The organism is Frankia sp. AgKG'84/4, from assembly GCF_023242965.2.
GTDB lineage: Bacteria > Actinomycetota > Actinomycetes > Frankiales > Frankiaceae > Frankia.
In genome coordinates, this window is record NZ_JALKFU020001024.1 from 1 (window position 1) to 1,758 (window position 1,758).

Below are 1,758 nucleotides of genomic sequence, written 5' to 3' on the forward strand. Positions count from 1 at the left end.
CCCCGGTGCCGGCCGGCGGGGGCCGGCCGGCGCCCTCGCGCGCCCGGACCGGTCTTCGTTCCGGGGCCGGTATGTGGCACGCTCAGGGACGCGTGTCCCGGGGTTGGCGCAGCAACGGCCACCGCCGTCGGCGGGTGGTTCCCGGGACGAGGCACCCGCCACCCAGGCTCGGCAGCCGCCCGAGCGTCGAAGGAGAAGAATGAGTTTCGAGTTCAAGGTCGCGGACCTGGCGCTGGCCGAGTTCGGCCGCAAGGAGATCCGGCTCGCCGAGCACGAGATGCCCGGCCTGATGGCCACCCGCGCGGAGTACGCCGCCAGCCAGCCGCTCAAGGGCGCGCGGATCATGGGCTCCCTGCACATGACGATCCAGACCGCCGTGCTGATCGAGACCCTGGTGGCGCTCGGCGCCGACGTCCGCTGGGTCTCGTGCAACATCTTCTCCACGCAGGACCACGCCGCCGCCGCGATCGTCATCGGCCCGAACGGGACCAAGGACGACCCGCAGGGCGTGCCGGTCTTCGCCTGGAAGGGCGAGACGCTGGAGGAGTACTGGTGGTGCACGGACCAGGCACTGGCCTGGCCGGACGGCGGCGCCCCGAACATGATCCTGGACGACGGCGGCGACGCGACCCTGCTCGTCCACAAGGGCGCGCAGTTCGAGGCGGCCGGCGCGGTTCCCGCGACGGACCCCTCGGACGTCGAGGAGTACGCGATCATCCTTGACACGCTGCGGCGCACCATCGCCGAGCGTCCCGGCCGCTGGACCGAGACGGCTAACTCCGTCAAGGGCGTGACCGAGGAGACCACGACCGGCGTGCACCGTCTCTACGAGATGGCCAAGGCCGGCACGCTCGCCTTCCCGGCGATCAACGTCAACGACTCGGTGACGAAGTCGAAGTTCGACAACAAGTACGGCTGCCGGCACTCCGTCATCGACGGCCTCAACCGCGCGACCGACGTCCTCATCGGCGGCAAGATCGCCCTCGTGGCCGGCTACGGCGACGTCGGCAAGGGCTGCGCGGACGCACTGCGCGGTCAGGGCGCCCGGGTCATCGTCACCGAGGTCGACCCGATCTGCGCCCTGCAGGCGGCCATGGACGGCTTCCAGGTCACCACCCTGGAGGAGGTCGTCGGGATCGTCGACATCTTCGTCACGACGACCGGCAACTTCAACATCATCCGTGCCGACCACATGGCCGCGATGAAGCACCAGGCGATCGTGTCCAACATCGGGCACTTCGACAACGAGATCGACATCGCCGGCCTGACGAAGACCCCGGGCATCGAGAAGATCAACATCAAGCCGCAGGTCGACGAGTGGGTCTTCCCGGACGGGCACTCCATCATCGTGCTCGCCGAGGGCCGGCTGATGAACCTCGGCTGCGCCACCGGCCACCCGAGCTTCGTGATGTCGAACAGCTTCACCAACCAGGTGATCGCCCAGATCGAGCTGTTCACCAAGACCGAGGCCTACCCGGTCGGCGTCTACGTGCTGCCCAAGCACCTCGACGAGAAGGTCGCCCGGCTGCACCTCAGCGCGCTCGGCGTCAAGCTCACCGAGCTCACCAAGCAGCAGGCCGACTACATCGGCGTCCCGGTCGAGGGCCCCTACAAGGCGGACCACTACCGCTACTAGTCACCACCGCTGGTAGCTCCCTGACGCTACCGCTCGCCGCCGCGCCCGCCCCCCCCCCGCACCCGCCGGGGGGGCGCGGGGGGGGTGTGTTTTTACGCCCCCGCCCCGGGGGGGGGTGCGCG

Annotated in this window: 1 protein-coding gene; it reads left to right on the forward strand. The window is 69.8% G+C overall.

All coding sequences use genetic code 11. The features are described 5' to 3' along the window. The first annotated feature begins 199 nt into the window (after window positions 1-199). On the forward strand, window positions 200-1,636 hold the full coding sequence (gene ahcY / locus MXD58_RS26960) for an adenosylhomocysteinase (RefSeq protein WP_248838480.1): 1,437 nt from the start codon (window positions 200-202) through the stop codon (window positions 1,634-1,636). Window positions 1,637-1,758 lie beyond the last annotated feature (122 nt).

What these genes read in the sequence shown, in the direction of transcription:
- ahcY (WP_248838480.1), top strand. Translation starts at nt 200, where the DNA reads ATGAGTTTCGAGTTCAAGGTCGCGGACCTGGCGCTGGCCGAGTTCGGC.